The organism is Segetibacter aerophilus (assembly GCF_007991655.1).
In the GTDB taxonomy this organism is placed as follows: domain Bacteria; phylum Bacteroidota; class Bacteroidia; order Chitinophagales; family Chitinophagaceae; genus Segetibacter; species Segetibacter aerophilus.
Window position 1 is genome coordinate 307905 of sequence record NZ_BJYT01000001.1, and the last position, 20603, is coordinate 328507.

Here is a 20603-nt window from a genome sequence, read left to right on the forward strand (position 1 = left end):
ATACTGTCAATCACTCATCAAAATAAAGTCTGTACTCCATTGGCAAACTTATTTTCATGGTCAAGCAGCCATTTCTTTCTCCATAATCCTCCTGCATACCCCACCAGCGATTGATTGCTTCCAATAACCCGGTGACACGGAACAACAATGCAAACATGATTCTTTCCATTACTTGCGGCAGCGGCCCGAATGCAATTAGGATCGCCGAGACGTTTTGCAAGTGTCATATAACTAATCGTTTTTCCAAATTCTATATTCAGCAGTTCACCCCATACTTTGCTTTGAAAGTCAGTTCCTTTCTGGTGAACAGGCATATCAAATGACAGGCGCTTTCCGTTAAAGTATTCTATCAGCTCCTCTATACATTGATGTAACAAAGGGTGATCGCTAGTGGTATTTACAGGAGTGTTTTGTTCATCGATAAATGAAATCTCTGTAATGTAATGTTCGGTACCGGCTACCTTTAAAAGGCCCAAAGGAGATTGATAATATGTAAAGTTGATCTCACTCATTTAGCCTATTTTTTTTCCGTTTTCGACAGTTCTTTCCGGTTGTAGTAAAATGACGTCGTTGTTCGCATCGTACACACCAAGCACAAGACATTCGCTATAAAAATTGGCAATTTGTTTTGGAGGAAAGTTTACGACAGCGACGATCTGTTGGCCCAGCAATTGCTCTTTCGTGTAATGAGTGGTAATTTGCGCAGAGGAATGTTTTATACCCGATGGCCCAAAGTCAATCTTCAATTGATAGGCCGGCTTTCGGGCCTTTGGAAAATCGTTAACTTCGACAATTGTTCCTGTTCGAATGTTAACTTTTTCGAATTCTTCCCATGAAATCATTGAAACCAATTTTTTAAAAATCAAATCTAAACAACAAAAAGTATGAAAAGAAATGCAACTGCCGTTTGGAACGGTTCCGGTAAAGAAGGTAAAGGAACGCTTAGTACTCAAAGTACAACATTAAGCAGCACCCAATATTCTTACAAGTCACGCTTCGAAGAGGGCGTGGGAACAAATCCTGAAGAACTTATGGCAGCCGCTCACGCAGGATGTTTTACTATGAAGCTCAGTTTTGTTTTAGGCGAAGCTGGTTTTACCCCTGAAAAGATTGAAACTACGTGTGCTATCGCTCTCGAAAACGGAGTTATAACAACTTCGGAGTTAAGAGTTACTGCTACAATACCTGGTATCAGCGAAGAGGAATTTCAAAAATGCGCTGAGAATGCAAAGGAAAATTGCCCTGTAAGCAAAGCTTATAGCGCTCTAAATATTACTATGGAAGCCAAACTAGGATAAGAATTTTTGTGGAATTAGCATTGGAAGCTTTGCGATTTGTGGTTACTGCTTCCGCTGCTAATTCCACTTTAATAAATATTATCTTGCTGCTATAAACATCCTGGATGCTCTCTACAATCTTCAAAGCAGCTTTCTTAATTGTTGGACTTAACGTTATAGCTGCTTCTGCCCAAACCAGTAATATTTTTGATTCAAATTTCGTAAAGCCTCGCTGCAGGGTTATTATCGATAACGACTTTAGCGGCGATCCTGATGGGTTGTTTCAGCTGGTACATCATTTATTATCCCCCTCCGTAGACATCAGGGCTGTTATCGGCTCCCATCTAAATGCTCGTGATGGTTTCGACAACTCGAAAACACAAGCCGATAACGCGGCAAAACAAGCACTCGAAATTATAAGGTTGGTAAAACCTTCGTCTAACATACCGGTCATTGCGGGATCAAATACAGCAATGATTAATGATAGCACGCCGGTGAAAAGTGAAGCGGTACAATTCATCATCAAAGAAGCAATGCGTGCTGATACTAAAAGCCCTTTGTATGTTGTTTGTGGTGCCGGCCTTACAGAAATTGCGAGCGCAGTATTGACGCAGCCGGAGATTGCGAAAAAAATAACACTCATTTGGATCGGCGGTCCCGAATACCTCGATCTTGCTTTTCCGCCACCTAATTATTCTTCTCCCGAGTATAACCTCAACATCGATATTAATGCTGCGAAAGTAGTTTTCAATAAGTCTTCAATCTCATTGTGGCAGGTTCCAAGAAATGCCTACCGCCAGTGTTTGTTATCGTATGCGCAGCTCCTGTATAACATCAAATCAAAAGGTGAAGTTGGAAAGTACTTAGCAGGAAAAATTGAAGCTATTATGAACAGGATTGGTAAGTTCGGGTTGAACATTGGCGAGACGTACGTAATGGGTGATAGCCCTCTCGTATTGCTTACGGCTTTGCAATCTTCTTTTGAAGCTGATCCCTCGTCGAGCCGGTATGTAATAAAGCTGGCGCCGAGAATTAATGACAGAGGCGACTATGAGTTTAATGATAAGGGTCGAAACATAAGGGTATATGATTGGCTTGATACTAACCTAATGTTTAGTGACTTCTTTGCGAAGCTTTCATTGTTTTCTAGATAAGTTTACCGTAACTGTAAATTTTTTAAAAATGTCTGGTACTAGTTTGCAGGCTTTCCTCACAATTATTCTGAGCGCTTTTTTGGTTAATGTTTCTGACGCACGACCAGGCAAGCAATCACGTCCCAATATTATTTTAATTGTATCAGACGATCATGGTCGTGAAGCTGTTGGTTGTTATGGGAATAAGGTCGTGAAAACACCCAACATAGATCGACTAGCTTCTGAAGGTACCCGCTTTTCAAACGCTTTCTGCACGGTGTCAAGTTGCAGCCCAAGTCGGTCCGCTATTCTCACAGGTATGCAAAGTCATTCAAACGGAATGTACGGTTTGGAGCACCAGGAGCATCATTTCAGTTCTTTCGATAAAATTCTTTCTCTGCCGGTGTTGCTTGAAAAGGCTGGTTATCGCACAGCCCGTATTGGCAAACTGCATGTAGCTCCGGAACCTGTTTATCATTTCCAAAAAGTTTTGCAGGAGGGAGCGGTTAACAACCCCGCGTCTATCGGAAGAAGCCCGGTAGAAATGGCCGATCTTTGTAGCCCAGTGTTTAGTGAGTCTTCTGAACAACCTTTTTTTTTATATTATGCTACCGATGATCCCCATCGTAGTAACAGTGTGCTTGCGAATGGTACTCCGTTTTTTGATGGCTCCCGGCCAAATGCTTTTGGCAATCGAACGCAAGCCTATCCTATGGTCGTAGAAAACACCTTCAATCCTGCTAATGTAGTTGTACCATCTTTTTTACCTGATACCAGGGCTTGTCGCGAAGAGCTGGCGCAATATTACCAGGCAATTAGCAGGATGGACCAGGGCGTTGGTCGCCTCATTAGTAATTTAAAAGCTGCCGGTAAATATGAGCAAACGGTCATTATTTATATCTCTGATAACGGCTCACCCTTTCCTGGTTCAAAGACTAATCTTTACGAGCCTGGTATGAGGTTGCCTTGTATCGTTAAGCTACCAAATGCTAGCAGGAAAAATTTTGTAAATGATGCCATGATTTCATGGGTTGACATAACTCCAACCATTTTAGATTTCGCTGACTTTACTGGTAGTATTAAACAATTCCAGGGAAGATCTTTTAAAAACATAATAGAGCAGGAAACAGTGAAAGGATGGGATGAAGTATACGCATCGCACAGTTTTCATGAAGTGATGATGTACTACCCCATGCGGGTATTACGTGAAAGACGTTATAAGCTCATTTATAATATCGCCTGGAAATTACAGTACCCAATGGCGCTTGATCTTTACCAATCTTACACATGGCAAAGTATCACAAAAACTAAGAGCGGCAAGTTGGGACAAAGGACCGTTCAGTCTTACCTACAGCGCCCAAAGTTCGAGTTATATGATTTGGATAAGGACCCAAATGAATTGAACAACCTGGCTGATAATGTTGGTTACAAGCATGAATTAAAAAGAATGCAGGACAAGCTCAGACATTTCCAGGAAAGGACGCACGATATGTGGCTTTCGAAATGGAATTATGAATGAAATAATTTTTACGTCAACTAGCCGTAATGATACTTACTTAGGTTCGACCTGCAGTTCCTTTTCTTCAATAAAAGCATAGCAGATCATATGGCAGATATGCATATGACAATCTTCAACGCGACCGTAGTGAACGGAATCAATAGTAACGCTATGGTCGGCAAGCTCTGCTAGTTTGCCTCTTTTTGCGCCTACTAATGCAATTGAATAAACCTGGTTTTGTTTACACCATTCCACCGCTTTGACAAGGTTTGGCGAGTTACCACTTACACTCATTGTAAAAACGATGTCTCCCGGGCGTGCATAGTTTTGCAACTGGCGGAGGAAAACGTCGTCATAAGAATAGTCATTTCCTATTGCTGTTATCCAACTAACGTTGTCGTTGATTGAAAGGCAGCGAAAGCGGCGATAGGTAAAGTCAGATGCACCCTTGCCCAGGTCTGTTATAAAATGTGAAGCATTTGCTGCACTTCCTCCGTTTCCAAAAACAAAGATTTGCCTGTCTTCCCGCAATGCTCTTTGAAAAGTAGAAATAATTTTATCTACCTCTTCAACTGGTATAGACTCTAATGCATGTTTGTGATCGTTGATATAATTCTGAACAAAATCTTTCATATCGTTATCGTTTTGGTTTATGTGTTAATTGATTTCTTATAAAGTTGAGCAGCTTCTTTTGCAAGTTCAAGAGCTCCCACCGGTACAACATCTTCAACAAGCGAAGCTGTTACAATAGTTGGAGCAGGCAGCAAGGCCTTAAGAAGATAATCCGGCAGTTTTTCAATAATGGGTAATCTGAGATGGTCTTTCAGCAATGACAGACCACCACCAATAATTATGATTTCGGGATTAAAAAGATGAACGACATGCGACAAGCCAAAAGAAATATCATCGGCTACTTCGTTCAAAATTGTAATAGCATCGCCGTCTTTTTCTGCCAAAGCGGGAGTAAGAAGATAAGCTTCCGGAGCATTTGAGTTTTTAGACAATTGAGCAAGCCTGCTTTCAGGATGCGTGGCTATATGTTCCCTTACTTTTTTGTTGACCGCCCAACCCGAACACCGACTTTCGATGGTAGATCCGTTTTTGTCGAGTCGGATATGACCAATCTCAACTTCACCCGGCGTTCGCCCATGATAAATTCTTTGATTGATGACCATTCCGCCACCGATGCCACTCCCTATGGTCATATAAAAGACTGTGTTGTAATCTTTGCCGCATCCATGAATCGCTTCTGCAAGGGCTGCAGTATTTGCATCGTTGTCAATAGCCACAGGTAGGCCCAACAATTCTTGCAGCCATGTTTTTAAATTGAAATTTCCCCAGCCTTCAATTTGATGAGATAATTGAATAGCACCTGTCTTCCAATCTACCGGGCCACCAAAGCCAACTCCGATAGCTTTCACCTTATTTTCCAACAATAACTTTTCTATTCCTTCCTTAATCTGATTTTGTATTCCGGGCGCTCCTTCTTGTGGATTTATCGAATATCGAATTCTCTCTTTAATTGCTCCAAACCTATCACCGGTAACCAGTTGCAGTTTAGTGCCTCCAATTTCAATTCCGATAAAAATGTCGTCATTCGCTGCCAGCATAAACAGTATGGTAAATGGATCGCCAAATTAGAATAATAACTTGATTGACATGATCGTTTTTGAAGAAAGGCAGAAATACTTTTTAAAAGCTTAAAAGGCGTGCTTTTCGGGTAAGAACTTCCAATATCTTTTAGGCATGTGCTGTATATGAAGTTTCATGTTTTTCCTCGCGGCTATGTTTACGCTGGCAAAATATTGCTGCCATAATCTTTGATACAGTTCTTCCTTTTCGTCGGTTATAATTTCAATATTTTTTCCTTTGTTGGTTTGCTCATCAAACGACATCACAACATTTTCTACAACAGAAAGATTATAGTAGATACCATAGTTTCTGCTGCTATCGTAAATCAGCCAACGTTGATCGGCATATCGTTCTTTAAAATGTTTCTGAATAAGTGGCAACACATTAAAGTCAGGCTGACAAATGGCATAATATAAATTATCCGCAGTCAATTGAAAACGAACAAAGGCTTCCATTCGATGACTTTCGCGGTATACTCTTTTTGCTGTTTGAGCGACCTTTAAAACTGTAGCATTAGAATAATCTCTTTCGATACTTTGCTTGCTGTTGAGCGTGTATTGTACATAACTCAATAATACGTTTTCAATTCCTTTTTCTTCTGATAAAAACGTTTTGTATAACGCTGATAGGGCAGAAGTGGAAAGTTTTGCAGCAAGGCCTTTCCATACTCTTGTAAATTTTTGTTGGTCAAACTGACTCTCCCGATGTTTATTGAAAACGTTTGGCTGGAAGAGCTCTTTCTTACAAATTTCTACGTCAGCAAATTTGTATTCATACACTTCAAATACAACCGTCAGCCAACCTTCAAAAGTGCCATCGTAAGTAATGGTGACCATCTAAAACAATTTAAGTTGCGGAGAGAAGTTCGGCGTATACTTACTTGTTCCCGATTGCAAAATTCGCTCTTTGATTTGTTGAGGCATCCAATCTTTAAAACTAAAATGATCGCTTTGACAAGTAACAAAATTGCGGGCCCTGTTAACAGCGATGCCAAACTTCTTCAAATTGTCCCAACTTAATTTATTAAACTTTCGGGCAGCTACAATCTTATTAGCCGAGCTAACCCCAATCCCTGGAATACGCATGATCATAGAAAGATCTGCTTTATTAATATCAAGAGGAAACAAGTGAAGGTTGCGAAGTGCCCAGCTCAGCTTAGGATCAATATCAGTATCGAGCAAGGGGTTGTCGTAGTTTACAATTTCTTCCACCTTAAAACCGTAGAAGCGTAAAAGCCAATCAGCCTGGTATAGCCGATTCTCCCTGATCATAGGAACCGGAGTTCCGATAGCAGGAAGGCGATTATCATTGCTGATAGGAACGTACCCGGAATAATACACCCGCTTCAGTTTCATCTTCTCGTAAAACTGGTTCGCCATCCACAAAATCTGCATATCATTTTCAGGCGTTGCTCCAATCACCATTTGAGTGCTTTGTCCTGCCGGGGCAAACAACGGTGCCTTTTTAAAGAGCCTCTTTTCTTCCCGGTTTTCCTCAATTGCCCCTTTCAGGTATTTCATGGGAGCAATCATATCTTTCCGGTTCTTGTCGGGCGCTAATAACTTCAGACTTTGCTCCGTTGGCATCTCCACGTTTACGCTTAATCGATCAGCATACAAGCCTGCTTCTTTCAACAACTCATCACTTGCTCCCGGGATGGCTTTAAGATGTATGTAACCATTGAAGTTGTGCTCGTGTCTTAATTTCTTTGCAATTCGTACCAATCGTTCCATCGTATAATCAGCATTTTTAAAAATGCCTGAACTAAGGAACAATCCCTCAATATAATTCCGGCGATAAAAATTGATGGTTAAATCAACTACTTCCTGCACAGTAAAAGCCGCGCGCTTAATGTCGTTGCTTTTGCGACTTACACAGTACGCACAATCAAAAATGCAGTGGTTGGTAAGCAAAATTTTTAAGAGTGAGACGCATCGTCCATCTTCAGTGTAAGCATGACAGATACCCACGCCTTTAGAATTTCCCAATCCTTTATTTTCGTTTTTCCGACTGCTCCCGCTCGAAGAACACGATACATCATATTTGGCTGCGTCAGCAAGTATAGAAAGTTTTTCGGTTAGCCTTTCACTCATTCTAATAGTATTAGTACAAATATACTATAAATGTTAGTAAAAGGATCTAAACAAAAAGGCAATTAAATGCCTTCTTGTACTTGAAAGATTTGCTTGTCAACTTTGGAAACTTAATTCAACATTGTTGTGTCACATACTTGTACTCTGGTCTATCCGTTCCGCCAATCTAAGAATTGGGTTAGGAACATAAACTGGGCTCCATCTATAATTTTTTCAAATATTGCATATCGTCTGTTAAACTCTCTAAAGCTGAAGAAGAGTACTCTTCCTGTTCTACGAAATAATATTTCATTCCAGCTTTATCCCCGTTTTTCAACAGCTTTTTAATATCCACGCCTCCTTTTCCAAATTCAACACTATTCTTTTTTGTGAGATCCATATCTTTCAAATGCCACAGAGGAAAACGATCAGGATATTTTTCAAAGTACTTGAATGGATCATTTCCAGTTACCACTAACCAACCAAGATCCATTTCCATCTTTACCAACTTTGGATCTGTTCTATCCAGCAAAATATCATACAACACTTGTCCGTCCACTTTTTCAAACTCTTCTTCGTGGTTGTGATAACCAAAAATAAGGTTCCTTTTCTTACAATCTTCTGCCGCTTTATTAAAAATATCAGCTGTCTTTTGATAATTTTCAACCGTCTGCCCGTGCGATGGCATTGAGGAGCAAATCAAATAGGTTTGCCCGGCTTCAGCCGCATCGTCCACTGATTTTAGCCAGTCTTTATCTATTCCTACATGCCCACTTCTAACAGTCATCCCAAGATCAGATGCAATTTTTCTGATCTCCTTGGGGGCTAGTCCATAGTAATTTCCTTTTTGGCTTCTTGCCGACTCCAATTCTTTGTAGCCAATTTTCGCAAGTTTCTCTAATGTGCCTTTTGCATCAGCTAACATTTCTTTCCTTACTGAATAGAGTTGAACTCCTACATTTTTTGTTTTCCTAAATTCTGCGGGCAGCATAAAAGTACCGGCCGCAAAAGTTCCCGAAGTTTTAATGAAGTCACGTCGTGATAGCATAAGATGACAATCTTTAAGAGTTTAAATAAAAGCGACTACACGCATACCGAAAAGGTGGTTATGGTGAAGACTTGAAGTTATTGATAATTGGTAAAGTAGCGTTGAAAATTATAGTATCCCTATGTTTCTTCGACTTGGGCAATGGTATAATTTATCATTACTTCCAACGTTGTTAAACTCGGTAACTTTTCATACCTAACCTTATTTTTACCGCTTAAACAGTTTCAGAACTTTTCTATGCAGGTAACATCGGGTCTTTTGTCAAAATGTATTGTGATGTTGGTCCTGACAGCATGTAGCCTCCACGTTCTTGCTCAGCACAGTTCAGTCACCGTTATTGTTGTTGATGAAAAAAAACTCCCAATACCTTTTGCGACAGTAAGAGCAAGTCTGCCAAGCGACTCTACCAAAAGCACCCAGAAGATTACCGACAGCAGTGGTGTTGCAGTGCTTCAACTTACACCAGGCTCAAGTTACCTCTTCAAGATTTCTTCTGTTGGTTACACTCAAACCGAAAAGAACGTTATGGTCACCGGTAATAATATATTCACGGTTACAGCAAGGGCAGAGGCGAAGGCTGTCGGCTCAGTAACGGTAACCGCTACAAAACCGATTATGCGACAGGAGGATGACAAGACAATTGTAGACCCTGAAAACCTCGCGGCAAGTAGTACAAATGCTTTCGAAATACTGGAAAAGATACCAGGTTTGTATGTCGACCAGGATGGTAATGTGTATTTAAGTAGTATCACCCCCGCAAAAATTTATATTAACGGCCGCGAACAGAGAATGAGCACAACCGACATTGCCACGATGCTTAAAAGTCTGCCTCCTGGTTCTATTTTACATGTGGAAATTTTGCGGACACCATCTGCTAAATATGATGCGAGCGGTGGAGGAGGAATTGTAAATGTCGTCCTAAAAAAAGGCGTTCGAATTGGTTTGACCGGAAGTTTAAATACAGGATTTAACCAGGGTGTTTATGGAAATCAGTTTGCGGGTATAAGCCTTAATAATAGCGCGGGTAAATTAAATAGTTATATCAACGTACAGACTAGCCGGCGAAATAGTTATGATCAAATTAAAACTGATCGATTGTTTGCTGCAGACTCAATACTAAAACAAGATGCCTATACCCGGTATCCGGGTAATACCTTTTATGTGGGTGGAGGATTTGGGTATGAATTAAGTAAGAAGTGGGAGGTCACTTATGATGGTAGAATAAGCCTTAGTAATTCGAAAAATAATACCGTTAACGGATCTGAAATTTCAAAAATCAGCTCAAAGGAGGTAGTAACCAGCAACATTGCTAATGTTCAAACCGAAGCAAACAGTAGTTCCCTTTCTCAAAGTATTTCAACAAAATTCAAAATTGATAGCGCCGGTTCTGAATGGACAAATGATCTTTCATATACAGCAAACCCTAACACATCCAGCCAGAACTTCAACACAGGTTTTATTATTCCAAGCCGTTCGCCCTCTGCCGGCAATGGGGATGTCAACACAAAATTTAATTTTTTGAGCCTTGCGTCTAACGTACTGTTTAAACTTCCGAAGAAGATCGTGGTAGAAACAGGCTTTAAATCAACTTTAATCGGTTTTAAAAATAACGCGGAGTATTTCAGAAAGGTAAATGGAAGTAGTGTTGTCGATAATTTTCGCACCGCGGGTTTCAGATATAGTGAGAATATAAATTCAGGCTACTTTCAAGCTTCTAAGAACATAAAAGGAATAATCATAAAAGCGGGGGTGCGGGCAGAAAACACCAATATGGAAGGAAAACAACTGGTGCCCAAAGACACCTCTTTCAACATACACCGCACCGATCTGTTTCCTTACGTGTATGTCAGCCGGAACCTAATGACCATAATGGGCTACGAACTGAAGGGCTATCTTGTTTATCGTCGCACTATCAGCCGTCCTTCGTACGATTTATTGAACCCTTTCCCAAGATATATTGACCCTTATCTGTTTGAAACCGGTAATCCCGCCCTGAGACCTCAGTTCACGCAAAACTATGAGGCTAACATTTCGGTAAATGAAAGGCCAATCTTTGCCCTTGGAGTAAATAACACTAAAGACATTTTACGAATGTAATCTACCAGGCGGATAGCAGTAGAAGTCTTGCATATCGTACGTATGACAACCTGGGTACCAATAAGGAGATGTATTTTAGAATATTAGGGGCAATACCAGGCAAGAAGTATTTTGTTGTGGCCGGTGCCCAGTATAATCAGAATTTTTACAACGGCTTGTATGAAAGTAAACCGCTCTCGTTTAAAAGGGCCAGCTGGTCTGTTTTTACATACCAGACTTTAAAGATTACGCCGACTACTCAACTAACTCTTAACGGCTTTGCAAGGTTCAACGGGCAGCTCCAGTTTTATGAATTGAGTTCTTTTGGCGCTCTCAACCTGAGCTTAAACCAGCAGTTTCTAAACAAAAAATTAATGGTTTCTATCAGCGCCACAGATATTTTATTTACAAATAACAACAGGTTCAGTCTCAGCGAGGGAACGGTAAATGCGGCAGGTTATCGCGAGGCAGATACACGACGTGTGGGCGTAAACATCCGTTATAATTTTGGCTTCAGAAAAAAGGAGGAGAGTAATCTCTTTAATATTGAGAGCCCCGATAAGCCGAATAATCCCTAAAGGTTTAACACTTTTCAACACCAGTTTGCCCTAACAACGAAATCGACACAACTCCTTCATTGCGTGATTTATATCGCCGTTAATCATTTTAAACTAATTCCTACACTAGAAAGTCTTATTATTTTTTGCATATCGTAGAGGGAGACGGATAGGTATCTTAAGTATTTTTACGGTATATTCATACGACGTTGAATACGAATTTTAAATAATATCTAGATAATATTAGTAAGATGAAAAAGTACTTTTTCTTTATTTTATTCCTTTTCCAAACATTATTGGTTGTGGCGCAGGATGTTAAGACGGATAGCTTAAGCAAAAAGACGGTACCTGGCAGCTTTGAAGACTTACTCTCAAGAGCTGCCGACGCTGTTGTTAAAGAGGACTTTCAAACTGCCAAAGCACTATATACACAAGCAGTTGCTCTACGTCCAAGCGATCCAAGCGCTATCAGGATGCTTTACAATGTGGTCAATACCATTAAATCAATGGAAGAAATAAGACTGCATAATCTTGACTTAAAGAGAAAAGCGGATATCAACATACTTCTAAACCAGGCGCAGAATGAGGTAATGCAAAAGAATTACGACAGTGCTAAAGTGCACTATACCCAGGTACTGGCTTTAAAACCAGTTAAATCGCAGGAAGATTTTGTAAGACAGAAGCTACAAGTGATTGAGTATGCGAAGCAAAATGCTAACAACTTAGTTGCAAAAACAACGTCCACTGCAACTGCCCCAACACCAACAAACAAAGTTGTTAGCACTCCAACAAACAATAGACCTGTAACTACTCGCCCGGTTGAACAACCTAAAAAGGAAGTAAAGGTTGAAAATCCGATAGCGCAACAAAAGCAGCCTGAGGTAAAAAATCAAACTGAAGAATCAAAGAGAAAAGCGCAGGAAAATGAGAACAAAAGAATTGCTGAGGAGAATCAAAAGAAACTTGCCGCGGAGAATGAAACGAAAAGGATAGCGCAAGAAAATGAAACTAAAAGACTGGCTCAGGAAGCTGAAAACAAACGAGTTGCGCAAGAGAACGAGAATAAAAGAATAGCATTGGAGAATGAAAGAAAATTAGCACAAGAGAGAGAAAATAAACGAATTGCACAAGAAAGTGAAAACAAAAGAATTGCTGGCGAGAACGAAAAAAAGTTAGCGCAAGAGAGAGAGAATAAGAGAATAGCCCAGGAAAATGAAAGTAAAAGACTCGCTTCTGAAAACGAAAAAAAGCTTGCACAAGAAGCTGAGAACAAAAGAATTGCCCAAGAGAACGAAAATAAAAGACTAGCACAGGAAAACGAGAAAAAGTTAGCGCAGGAAAGAGAGAATAAGAGAGTGGCACAGGAGAATGAGAGTAAAAGACTTGCTCTAGAAAACGAAAAAAAATTAGCCCAGGAAGCTGAAAATAAAAGAATTGCACAGGAGAATGAAAACAAAAGACTAGCGCAAGAAAATGAAAAAAGGCTAGCACAAGAACGAGAGGATAAAAGACTGGCTCAGGAAACTGTGAGTAAAAGAGTTGCTCAGGAAAATGAGAGGAAACTGGCGCAAGAAACTGAAAATAAAAGACTTGCTTTAGAAAGAGAAAATAAAAGAATAGCACAGGAAAATGAAGCAAAAAGGTTAGCTGCCACTACAAATACAACTGGAACATTAGGTGCCGGCGAACAAAACAATGGTGATTTAAAAGGTACCGAGGTACTTACTACTACCAACGAGCTAGCGAGAAAAGAGAAGTTCAATGCTTTAATTGAAAGTGCCATCAAAGCTATTAATGCATCGGATTGGGAAAAGGCGCTAAACCTATATAATGAAGTGTTGACTTTAAACCCAACGCCTGTACAACAGAAAGCGATTTACAATGAGTTGATTGTTATCAAAAGAAATTTGGACAAGGCAAAACCTAGATCAACCGGTTCGAGCGTTGCAAGAACAGGGTCTTCAGCAAGCAACACACAGTCAGGACAAAAAGAGGGTACAGCGTCTAAGTCAACAACTTCAAAAACGTTAGATGTAGCTTCAGCTGGGGTGGACGCAAAAAAGCCTGGCCTCGTATCAAACAACTCCCAACCTCAAACTTCTACTAATGCCTTAGATGAACCTATCGCCATTCAAAGTACGGACGCGCCTGCTGAAATGGACAATAACAAAGAAAATATAGAGTTTAGTCAAAAAGTTCTAATGCAACCAGCTTCTTACAATATAGCTGATGTAAATAACGATGTGAAGCTAACCTTTCAAGGGATTTCCACGAACGGCAGAAATACATTTTTCAAATTCCTTGTTCAAAATTACAGTCCAAACGATTTTAATATTGGTACTCTGCAGATGACATACATCCCAAACTTCGGGAAATTGAAAAAACTAAATCCTCGTTATATTTCTTCCTCTGCAACTACTTCCAAAAAAGAATTTCCTTTTGTAGTTGTAACTGAGAACCAGCCGAAAATTGAGCCTAATGAAGTGTTTGTTTTTGAAATGGAAGATCAATTAAAAAAGACAAAACTTACTTTGAATATTACTGGCGATAAGTTTCTTAATAGGAGCTTATAATTCTAATGTAGAACTTTCTTCTAATTTTATGGGTCACTTATTCAACATAAAAGATGATAAGTGCGCGGTGGCGCTTGTATACAACCGACCTATGCGGAGTTTTAGCCTTACCAAGACATTAAGCAGTTTGATGACAAAGCATTCTAAATACTCTACTGAAAAAGTGTTTGGCAAGGTATTTTTATAAAAGCAACAACGGGTATTATTTTATAAAACTAAAAACTTTTCGTCATGGGTAACCTTTTGTATGTAATCGCGGTAATTTTAATTGTTGCCTGGTTATTGGGCTATTTCGCCTTCCACGTAAGCAGTGGTCTGATACACATTCTTTTAGTAGCAGCGGTTATAATCTTCCTGCTAAAACTAATTGGCGGCAACAGGAGTATCTAGTTGAAGTGAATTACAATATTTAAAGGTGTTACTTTTAGTAACCCTTTTTTTATTTTATAGAGGGGCCTATCAACATTTGCAGCTCAGTAATGTGACCAAAGTGTGTTTTCCTTTTCCTGCTTAAGCAAGCTGGGTAGTAATATCTTTACTGAGAGGTTCTACTCCCGGACCGAAATAATAAGTTAGTACTCCTTTTTTGTCTATTAAATATTTTGAGAAGTTCCATTCGGGCGCTTTATCGTTCCAACCATTTTTACCTGGGTCTGACAGCCATGCGAAAACTTCGTTTTGATTAGCCCCTTTAACTACTTCGCTTTTACTTGCGAGTAAAAATGATACACCAAAATTTACCACGCAGAAAGAGGCAATATCATTATTAGATAATTTTTCTTGTTCCTTAAAATCATTAGAAGGAAATCCGATAACTATTAACCGGTCTTTATATAATTGGTGCAATTTCTTCAAGTCGCTTAATTGATTTGTATATCCGCAATCCGATGCTGTATTTACGATTAGCATATTTTTCCCTTTAAAATCTTTAAAGGATATTTCATCTCCGTTTATTAAAGTTGCCGTAAGATCATAAAATGAGGTTTGTGGTTCTATATTGTTCCTATTCTTTTTAACACCAGCTCTCAATCCAAATATTTTTCCCGCTTCCATCAACACTGGATAAAAGCTTTTTAAGATTGTTTGTCTTGCAGTCATGCTCTAGCAATTTTAATGAGTTAACAAAAGTGTTCGTCGAGTTTGCCTCTTCAAAATCAGTTCCACCTGGCTGTATTCACAGTTATTATTTTGGTTCTTTATGTACTAAAATCCAAAAAAACCAGCCTTGAGGAAATTCTCCCCGTTAATACTCCATTATCTCAACCTTTCTAAAATCCATGGGATGACTGTTAGACTGAAGGGAAATATATCCATCCTTTACTACATCGTTTCCTGCGATGATTAATTTTTTGGCTAAAGCATTCGTGGAGTCTAAACGTGGATTTTCGTATTGAATAACTTTTTCGCCATTTACAAAATGCCTGATTTTTCCATTGTTTACATCAATTTCGGCAGTAACCCATTCTTCACCATGGAAGGTTTTTTTTATATCTGGCAATGTACAGTTGGAAGCATTTTTTTTGCCATTGACCAGGATAGTCATTCCGGAAATACAGGCTTCACCAGTAGGGCGCTCTTCTTTGCCGTTTCCTCCGTGACAATTAAATTCTAGACAAACTGGGAATGATTGTGTTAGTCCTATAGTTGATGGAGATTGGCAGTGGTACTGAATGCCTCCATCTTTAAACCCCCAGGAAGGTGCACCGGGAGTTGTGTTACCTACAAACCTATATTCTACTTTCAACCGAAAATTGGCAAATTTCTTAATATAGTATAAAGCGCCAAACCTGTTTCTGAAACTGTCGTACTTGTCGTACCGAATACTTAGAATGCCATCCTCAACTCTAAAGGTGTTGCCGAAATTTTCGCCAAGTGGAAAACCAACAATTTTGGGTTTCCAGTTATTGAGGTTTTTTCCATTAAATAGGGTAACCCATTTTTTTGCATTCTTAGTTTTCGTTGCAATATTCTTTGAACTATAGGCCTGCAATAGAAATGGCAAAACCAGCACTAGAAGTCTTAGATGTTTCATGTTGTAATGATAACTTTAAAATAGGAAACAATAAAAATTCATGAAGGTTCTAAGCCAGCGCAGCTTAAGGAAATTCGTCTTTCTTAAGAAGTAAAGCGTCACTCGTATATTAACTACCATTAACTTAGTCGCAAACTTTTCTCATGCGATTTCTCCTGGTCTTATTTCTTTTTTCCTTTGCCATTCCCGACGATATCAGTGTAGACATTATCATCAAAAACGGAAAGATTCTAGATGGTACGGGCAACTCATGGTACTATGCAGATATCGCAATAAAGGATGGAAAAATCGTTCGAATTGGAAAGTTCAAAAACCTGAAGGCTGCACAGGAAATCGATGCATCGGGCATGTTTGTATCGCCCGGTTTTATAGACGTGCATACTCATATTGAAGGTGATGAAAATGCAAATCCACTAGCAAGCAATTTTATTTATGACGGAGTAACGAGCGTTGTCACCGGGAACTGTGGATCGTCGAGTGTTGATCTTAACAGATACTTTTCTAAGCTTGACAGCGTAAAGCTTTCGATTAACGTGGCTTCTCTTATCGGGCACAATAACGTACGTAAAGCAGTGTTAGGTACAGCGAACAGGGAACCGACCGGTGAAGAATTGACCCGGATGAAAGCCCTTGTTGAAGAGGCGATGAAAGCTGGAGCTGTTGGCTTTTCCACAGGGCTTATTTATATCCCCGGTACGTATGCTAAGACTGGGGAAGTGGTTGCGTTGGCAAAGGTTGCTTCCCAATACAATGGGGTATACGCCTCACACATCAGGGACGAGGCCGACAGTGTTGCTTTTGCAATAAATGAAGCTATACAGGTTGGACGGGAAGCCAATATGCCAGTCGAAATTTCTCACTTTAAACTAAGCGGTCAACAAAATTGGGGAAGATCTGATGAAACTTTAGGTCTGGTGAAGCAAGCGAGGAACGAGGGATTGGATGTCACCATCGACCAATATCCTTACACTGCCAGCAGCACTTCGCTAAGTACTTTATTGCCTGACCGGGTTCTATCTGACGGACAGGATTCAATTAATGCAAGGTTGCAAAGACCGGAAGTAAGACAGCAGATCTCAGAATACATGATTAAAAAACTGCGTCGGCGTAAACTAAAGCATTTTAGTTACCCTGTAGTGGCATCGTTTAAAGCTGATACTTCTTATAATGGTAAAAGCATTGAGCAGGTGAACTTAATGAAAGGCCGCAAACACAAGGCGAAGGATGAAGCCGAAACGATTATGGACATGATGCAACAGGGCGGGGCAGGAATGGTGTTTCATGGAATGAGCGAAGATGATGTAAAGAATATTATGAGATATCCTTTTGACATGTTTGCATCTGATGCCAGCATCAGGGTTTTTAATAGTGGCGTACCTCACCCAAGAGGGTATGGAACAAATGCAAGGGTTTTAGCTAAATACGTAAGAGATGAAAAAGTGATCAGTCTCGAGGAGGCAATAAGGAGAATGACTTCGCTGCCCGCTCAAAAGTTCAATCTAAAAGATCGGGGATTGTTAAAGGAAGGCTTTGCAGCAGATATTCTTATTTTTAATGACAAAGAGGTACAGGATCTTTCCACATTTGATAAGCCCCATCAGTACACACAGGGTTTTAAATACGTTTTGGTAAATGGTAAGGTGTGTGTTGACAATGGTGTACAAAACACGGTAAGAAATGGAAGAACATTAAAGTCTAATACTTTTTAGACCAGTACGACAACCATAATTCTTTGGCATAAAGCCTAAGTTCAAACAGGTGATTCAGTTGCAGTGAGTGACACAACGATGTTGAATTAAGCTCTCATGCACACTAACAAAATGTCTTTCTCTTCCTTCACATTACGACAGTTTTTATCGTTTTATTACTTCTCTGCCAATTTTTCACATAAAATCCAAGTGGCATAATGATTGACACAGGTAAGACAAATTATTAAATCAAAAGGATAAATTATGGGAAAGATTATAGGCATTGACCTTGGAACCACCAATAGTTGCGTGGCCGTAATGGAAGGTAACGAGCCGGTGGTTATAGCCAACGATGAGGGACGGAGAACTACACCAAGTATCGTTGCTTTTATAAAAGACGGTGAACGTAAAGTCGGCGATCCAGCTAAGCGTCAGGCTATTACTAACCCTGCAAAAACCATCATGAGCGTTAAGCGTTTCATGGGTCATAAATTTGATGAGGTTACAACTGAAACTGGGCACTGGAGCTACAAAGTTGTAAAAGGTGACAATAATACTGTTCGTATTGACATAGATGGTCGTCAATATACTCCGCAAGAGGTAAGCGCAATGATTTTGCAGAAAATGAAAAAAACTGCAGAAGATTATCTTGGTACCGAGGTAAACGAGGCAGTTATTACTGTTCCTGCTTACTTTAACGACGCTCAGCGCCAGGCTACTAAAGAGGCTGGTGAAATTGCCGGTTTAAATGTTCGCCGTATTATAAACGAGCCTACTGCTGCGGCGCTGGCTTATGGACTTGATAAAAAACATTCAGATCAAAAGATTGCTGTATTTGACCTTGGTGGTGGTACTTTCGATATCTCTATATTGGAGTTAGGTGAGGGTGTATTTGAAGTAAAATCTACTAATGGTGATACTCACCTTGGTGGTGATGACTTTGATAAAGTGATCATGGACTGGTTGGCTGAAGAGTTTAAGAGAGATGAAAACATCGACTTGAGAAAAGACCCAATGAGCTGGCAGCGTTTGAAAGAAGCTGCTGAAAAAGCTAAAGTTGAGTTGAGTTCTTCTTCAGAAACAGAAATTAACCTCCCTTATATCACTGCAGTTGATGGCGTTCCTAAGCACCTTGTGAAGAAATTGAGCCGTGCTAAGTTTGAACAATTAAGCGACAATTTATTCCAAAGATGTTTAAAGCCTTGTGAACTTGCGTTGAAAGATGCAGGTTACAATACTTCACAAATTGACGAAGTTATTTTGGTAGGTGGTAGTACACGTATACCAAGGGTACAGGAAATCGTTGAGAAATTCTTTGGTAAAAAGCCAAACAAAGGTGTTAATCCGGATGAGGTTGTTGCAATTGGTGCTGCTATTCAAGGTGGAGTATTGACTGGTGAGGTGAAAGATGTATTGTTGCTAGATGTTACTCCGCTTAGCCTTGGTATCGAAACAATGGGTGGTGTAATGACCCGTTTGATCGAAAGCAATACAACTATTCCAACTAAGAAAACTGAAGTTTTCTCTACTGCCAGCGATAATCAGCCAGGCGTACAAATTCATGTATTGCAAGGTGAAAGACCAATGGCAAATCAAAATAAGAGCTTAGGTATGTTTAATTTGGATGGTATTCCACCAGCTCCAAGAGGCGTACCTCAGGTTGAAGTAACTTTCGATATTGACGCTAACGGTATCTTACACGTAAGCGCAAAAGATAAAGGAACCGGAAAATCTCAAAATATTCGCATCGAAGCTGGTAGCGGCTTAAGCAAAGAAGAGATTGAAAAAATGAAGAATGAGGCTAAGGCGAACGAAGCTGCTGATAAAGAAGCTCGCGACAGGGTTGAGAAAATCAACCAGGCTGATAGCTTGATCTTCCAGACTGAAAAGCAACTGAAAGAGTATGGAGATAAAATTCCTGGTGATAAAAAAGCGCCAATTGAAAGTGCCTTAAACAAATTGAAAGACGCTCACAAGTCTCAGGATATTGCTCAAATCGACTCTGCCTTAGCTGAAATGAACAATGCATGGACTGCTGCAAGCGAAGACATGTATAAAGCGACACAAGATGCAGGTGGTGGTCAACCAGGTGGTAACGGTAACGGACAACAAGGTCCAAATGCCGGAACTGGTCAAGGCGAGCATGTAACTGATGCTGAGTTTGAAGAAGTGAAATAAGAATTTGATAAGGTATATAAAAGTTGAAGGCCCATCTCTTAGAGGTGGGCTTTTTGTTTATTGGCATTTGAAGTTTCTTGGACATCGTTGTGTCACTCACTTGAACAGTTAATTTTTATTGGGCTTGTACCAAATCTGTTCCCTCGTATATTTCTAAGAGAGGAATAGATATTTGAATTGCAGCAATTAATAGAACTTGATTAATACTTTTATATTCCTCCAATTCCCAATAACCATTTCCATTTATCCTCCAGCATTCAATTGCGACATTTATTGAGTCTATCAAAATATATTCTTTAAGAGTTGGAATATCTCTATATAGCTTGAACTTATCACCCCGGTCGTAGCTTTTGGTAGAATCTGATAAAACTTCAATGAGCACTACTGGATTGAGTAAATTAAAGTTATCGTTATTTAGCGTTGCAGGTTTGCCACAAACGACGGAGACGTCAGGGTATGTGAACAGAGTATTTTCCTCATATGAACCCGCATGTCGCTACCAAAGGGACGACATCCTTTGCCTTTTAATTTGGAGTGTAGGCTGGTTAAGGTATTTACTGCAATAACATTATGGGAAAGCTTGGCCCCTGACATTGCAAATATTTCTCCCTGGAAATATTCACTTTTTTTAGTCGCCACATTTTCCATTTCAAGATATTCTGCTATCGTAAAATGCTTTTTGCCGTATGCCACGAACGGTTCTCTAATTTCCATATTACAATTTACAACTAATTAATTATTGATACCAGTAGGAGTAATGTAGACCACATGACTGCGGGAATTCAAAAGTTTACAGCCTCGAACATTGCAGATAGAGCACTGGTACGAATTATGAAAGA

The 20603-nt window shown here is 39.8% G+C and carries 20 protein-coding genes; 9 read left to right on the forward strand and 11 right to left on the reverse strand.

Annotated elements, in window-relative coordinates; genetic code table 11:
- Positions 1–17 precede the first annotated feature (17 nt).
- Positions 18–512: a methylated-DNA--[protein]-cysteine S-methyltransferase gene (locus tag SAE01_RS01295; RefSeq protein WP_147201722.1), complete on the reverse strand. Its 495-nt coding sequence runs from the start codon at positions 510–512 to the stop codon at positions 18–20.
- Positions 513–842 carry a tRNA-binding protein gene (locus tag SAE01_RS01300; RefSeq protein ID WP_147201723.1) on the reverse strand — a complete coding sequence of 110 codons (330 nt, stop codon included), beginning with the start codon at positions 840–842 and terminating at the stop codon, positions 513–515.
- A gap of 42 nt (positions 843–884) precedes the next feature.
- Between SAE01_RS01300 and SAE01_RS01305 the strand changes: the two genes are divergently transcribed.
- The 3 genes from SAE01_RS01305 (at position 885) to SAE01_RS01315 (ending at position 3929) form a co-directional block, all read left to right on the forward strand.
- The gene (locus SAE01_RS01305) at positions 885–1298 is read left to right on the forward strand and encodes an OsmC family peroxiredoxin (RefSeq protein ID WP_147201724.1); all 414 of its coding nucleotides are present in this window, start codon (positions 885–887) and stop codon (positions 1296–1298) included.
- Positions 1299–1402: 104 nt separating this feature from the next.
- A complete protein-coding gene (locus SAE01_RS01310) occupies positions 1403–2431 on the forward strand; it encodes a nucleoside hydrolase (protein WP_147201725.1) in 1029 nt (342 codons plus the stop codon).
- Positions 2432–2459: 28 nt separating this feature from the next.
- Positions 2460–3929, forward strand: coding sequence for a sulfatase family protein (locus SAE01_RS01315; protein ID WP_147201726.1), 1470 nt, complete (start codon positions 2460–2462; stop codon positions 3927–3929).
- A 33-nt stretch (positions 3930–3962) separates the two neighbouring features.
- Here SAE01_RS01315 and SAE01_RS01320 read toward each other — a convergent pair whose 3' ends face one another.
- The 5 genes from SAE01_RS01320 to SAE01_RS01340 form a co-directional block, all read right to left on the reverse strand.
- Entirely contained in the window at positions 3963–4541 is a 579-nt protein-coding gene (locus tag SAE01_RS01320; RefSeq protein ID WP_147201727.1) for a D-sedoheptulose-7-phosphate isomerase, read from the reverse strand.
- Positions 4542–4558: 17 nt separating this feature from the next.
- A complete protein-coding gene (locus tag SAE01_RS01325) occupies positions 4559–5518 on the reverse strand; it encodes an ROK family protein (protein WP_147201728.1) in 960 nt (319 codons plus the stop codon).
- Between the two features lie 90 nt (positions 5519–5608).
- Positions 5609–6376 carry a TIGR03915 family putative DNA repair protein gene (locus SAE01_RS01330; RefSeq protein ID WP_147201729.1) on the reverse strand — a complete coding sequence of 256 codons (768 nt, stop codon included), beginning with the start codon at positions 6374–6376 and terminating at the stop codon, positions 5609–5611.
- Positions 6377–7633 (reverse strand): putative DNA modification/repair radical SAM protein, encoded by a 1257-nt coding sequence (locus SAE01_RS01335; protein ID WP_147201730.1) that lies wholly within the window; start codon positions 7631–7633, stop codon positions 6377–6379. It lies immediately after the preceding gene.
- 202 nt (positions 7634–7835) lie between these two features.
- Complete coding sequence (locus SAE01_RS01340) at positions 7836–8660, reverse strand: sugar phosphate isomerase/epimerase family protein (protein ID WP_147201731.1); 825 nt, start codon at positions 8658–8660, stop codon at positions 7836–7838.
- Positions 8661–8936: 276 nt separating this feature from the next.
- Here SAE01_RS01340 and SAE01_RS25035 point away from each other — a divergent pair, with 276 nt between their 5' ends.
- The 4 genes from SAE01_RS25035 to SAE01_RS01360 all read left to right on the forward strand — a co-directional run bounded on the left by SAE01_RS25035 (position 8937) and on the right by SAE01_RS01360 (position 14256).
- Positions 8937–10757, forward strand: a complete 1821-nt coding sequence (locus SAE01_RS25035) for an outer membrane beta-barrel protein (RefSeq protein WP_170234049.1) — start codon at positions 8937–8939, stop codon at positions 10755–10757.
- A gap of 50 nt (positions 10758–10807) precedes the next feature.
- The gene (locus SAE01_RS25040; protein WP_262713351.1) at positions 10808–11314 is read left to right on the forward strand and encodes an outer membrane beta-barrel protein; all 507 of its coding nucleotides are present in this window, start codon (positions 10808–10810) and stop codon (positions 11312–11314) included.
- A gap of 230 nt (positions 11315–11544) precedes the next feature.
- Positions 11545–13866 carry a hypothetical protein gene (locus SAE01_RS01355; RefSeq protein WP_147201734.1) on the forward strand — a complete coding sequence of 774 codons (2322 nt, stop codon included), beginning with the start codon at positions 11545–11547 and terminating at the stop codon, positions 13864–13866.
- A gap of 231 nt (positions 13867–14097) precedes the next feature.
- Positions 14098–14256: a lmo0937 family membrane protein gene (locus SAE01_RS01360; protein WP_147201735.1), complete on the forward strand. Its 159-nt coding sequence runs from the start codon at positions 14098–14100 to the stop codon at positions 14254–14256.
- Positions 14257–14376: 120 nt separating this feature from the next.
- Here the strand turns inward: SAE01_RS01360 and SAE01_RS01365 are convergent, their stop codons facing one another.
- Positions 14377–14964, reverse strand: a complete 588-nt coding sequence (locus SAE01_RS01365; protein ID WP_147201736.1) for a glutathione peroxidase — start codon at positions 14962–14964, stop codon at positions 14377–14379.
- A 145-nt stretch (positions 14965–15109) separates the two neighbouring features.
- Positions 15110–15898, reverse strand: a complete 789-nt coding sequence (locus SAE01_RS01370; RefSeq protein ID WP_147201737.1) for a 3-keto-disaccharide hydrolase — start codon at positions 15896–15898, stop codon at positions 15110–15112.
- Between the two features lie 143 nt (positions 15899–16041).
- Between SAE01_RS01370 and SAE01_RS01375 the strand changes: the two genes are divergently transcribed.
- Complete coding sequence (locus tag SAE01_RS01375; protein ID WP_147201738.1) at positions 16042–17607, forward strand: N-acyl-D-amino-acid deacylase family protein; 1566 nt, start codon at positions 16042–16044, stop codon at positions 17605–17607.
- Between the two features lie 243 nt (positions 17608–17850).
- Entirely contained in the window at positions 17851–19764 is a 1914-nt protein-coding gene (dnaK, locus tag SAE01_RS01380; RefSeq protein ID WP_147201739.1) for a molecular chaperone DnaK, read from the forward strand.
- Between the two features lie 115 nt (positions 19765–19879).
- Here the strand turns inward: dnaK and SAE01_RS25165 are convergent, their stop codons facing one another.
- Entirely contained in the window at positions 19880–20230 is a 351-nt protein-coding gene (locus tag SAE01_RS25165) for a Uma2 family endonuclease (RefSeq protein WP_147202239.1), read from the reverse strand.
- A complete protein-coding gene (locus SAE01_RS01390; RefSeq protein WP_147201740.1) occupies positions 20179–20478 on the reverse strand; it encodes a Uma2 family endonuclease in 300 nt (99 codons plus the stop codon). Before SAE01_RS01390 ends, SAE01_RS25165 begins: the two co-directional genes overlap by 52 nt.
- Positions 20479–20603: the final 125 nt, after the last annotated feature.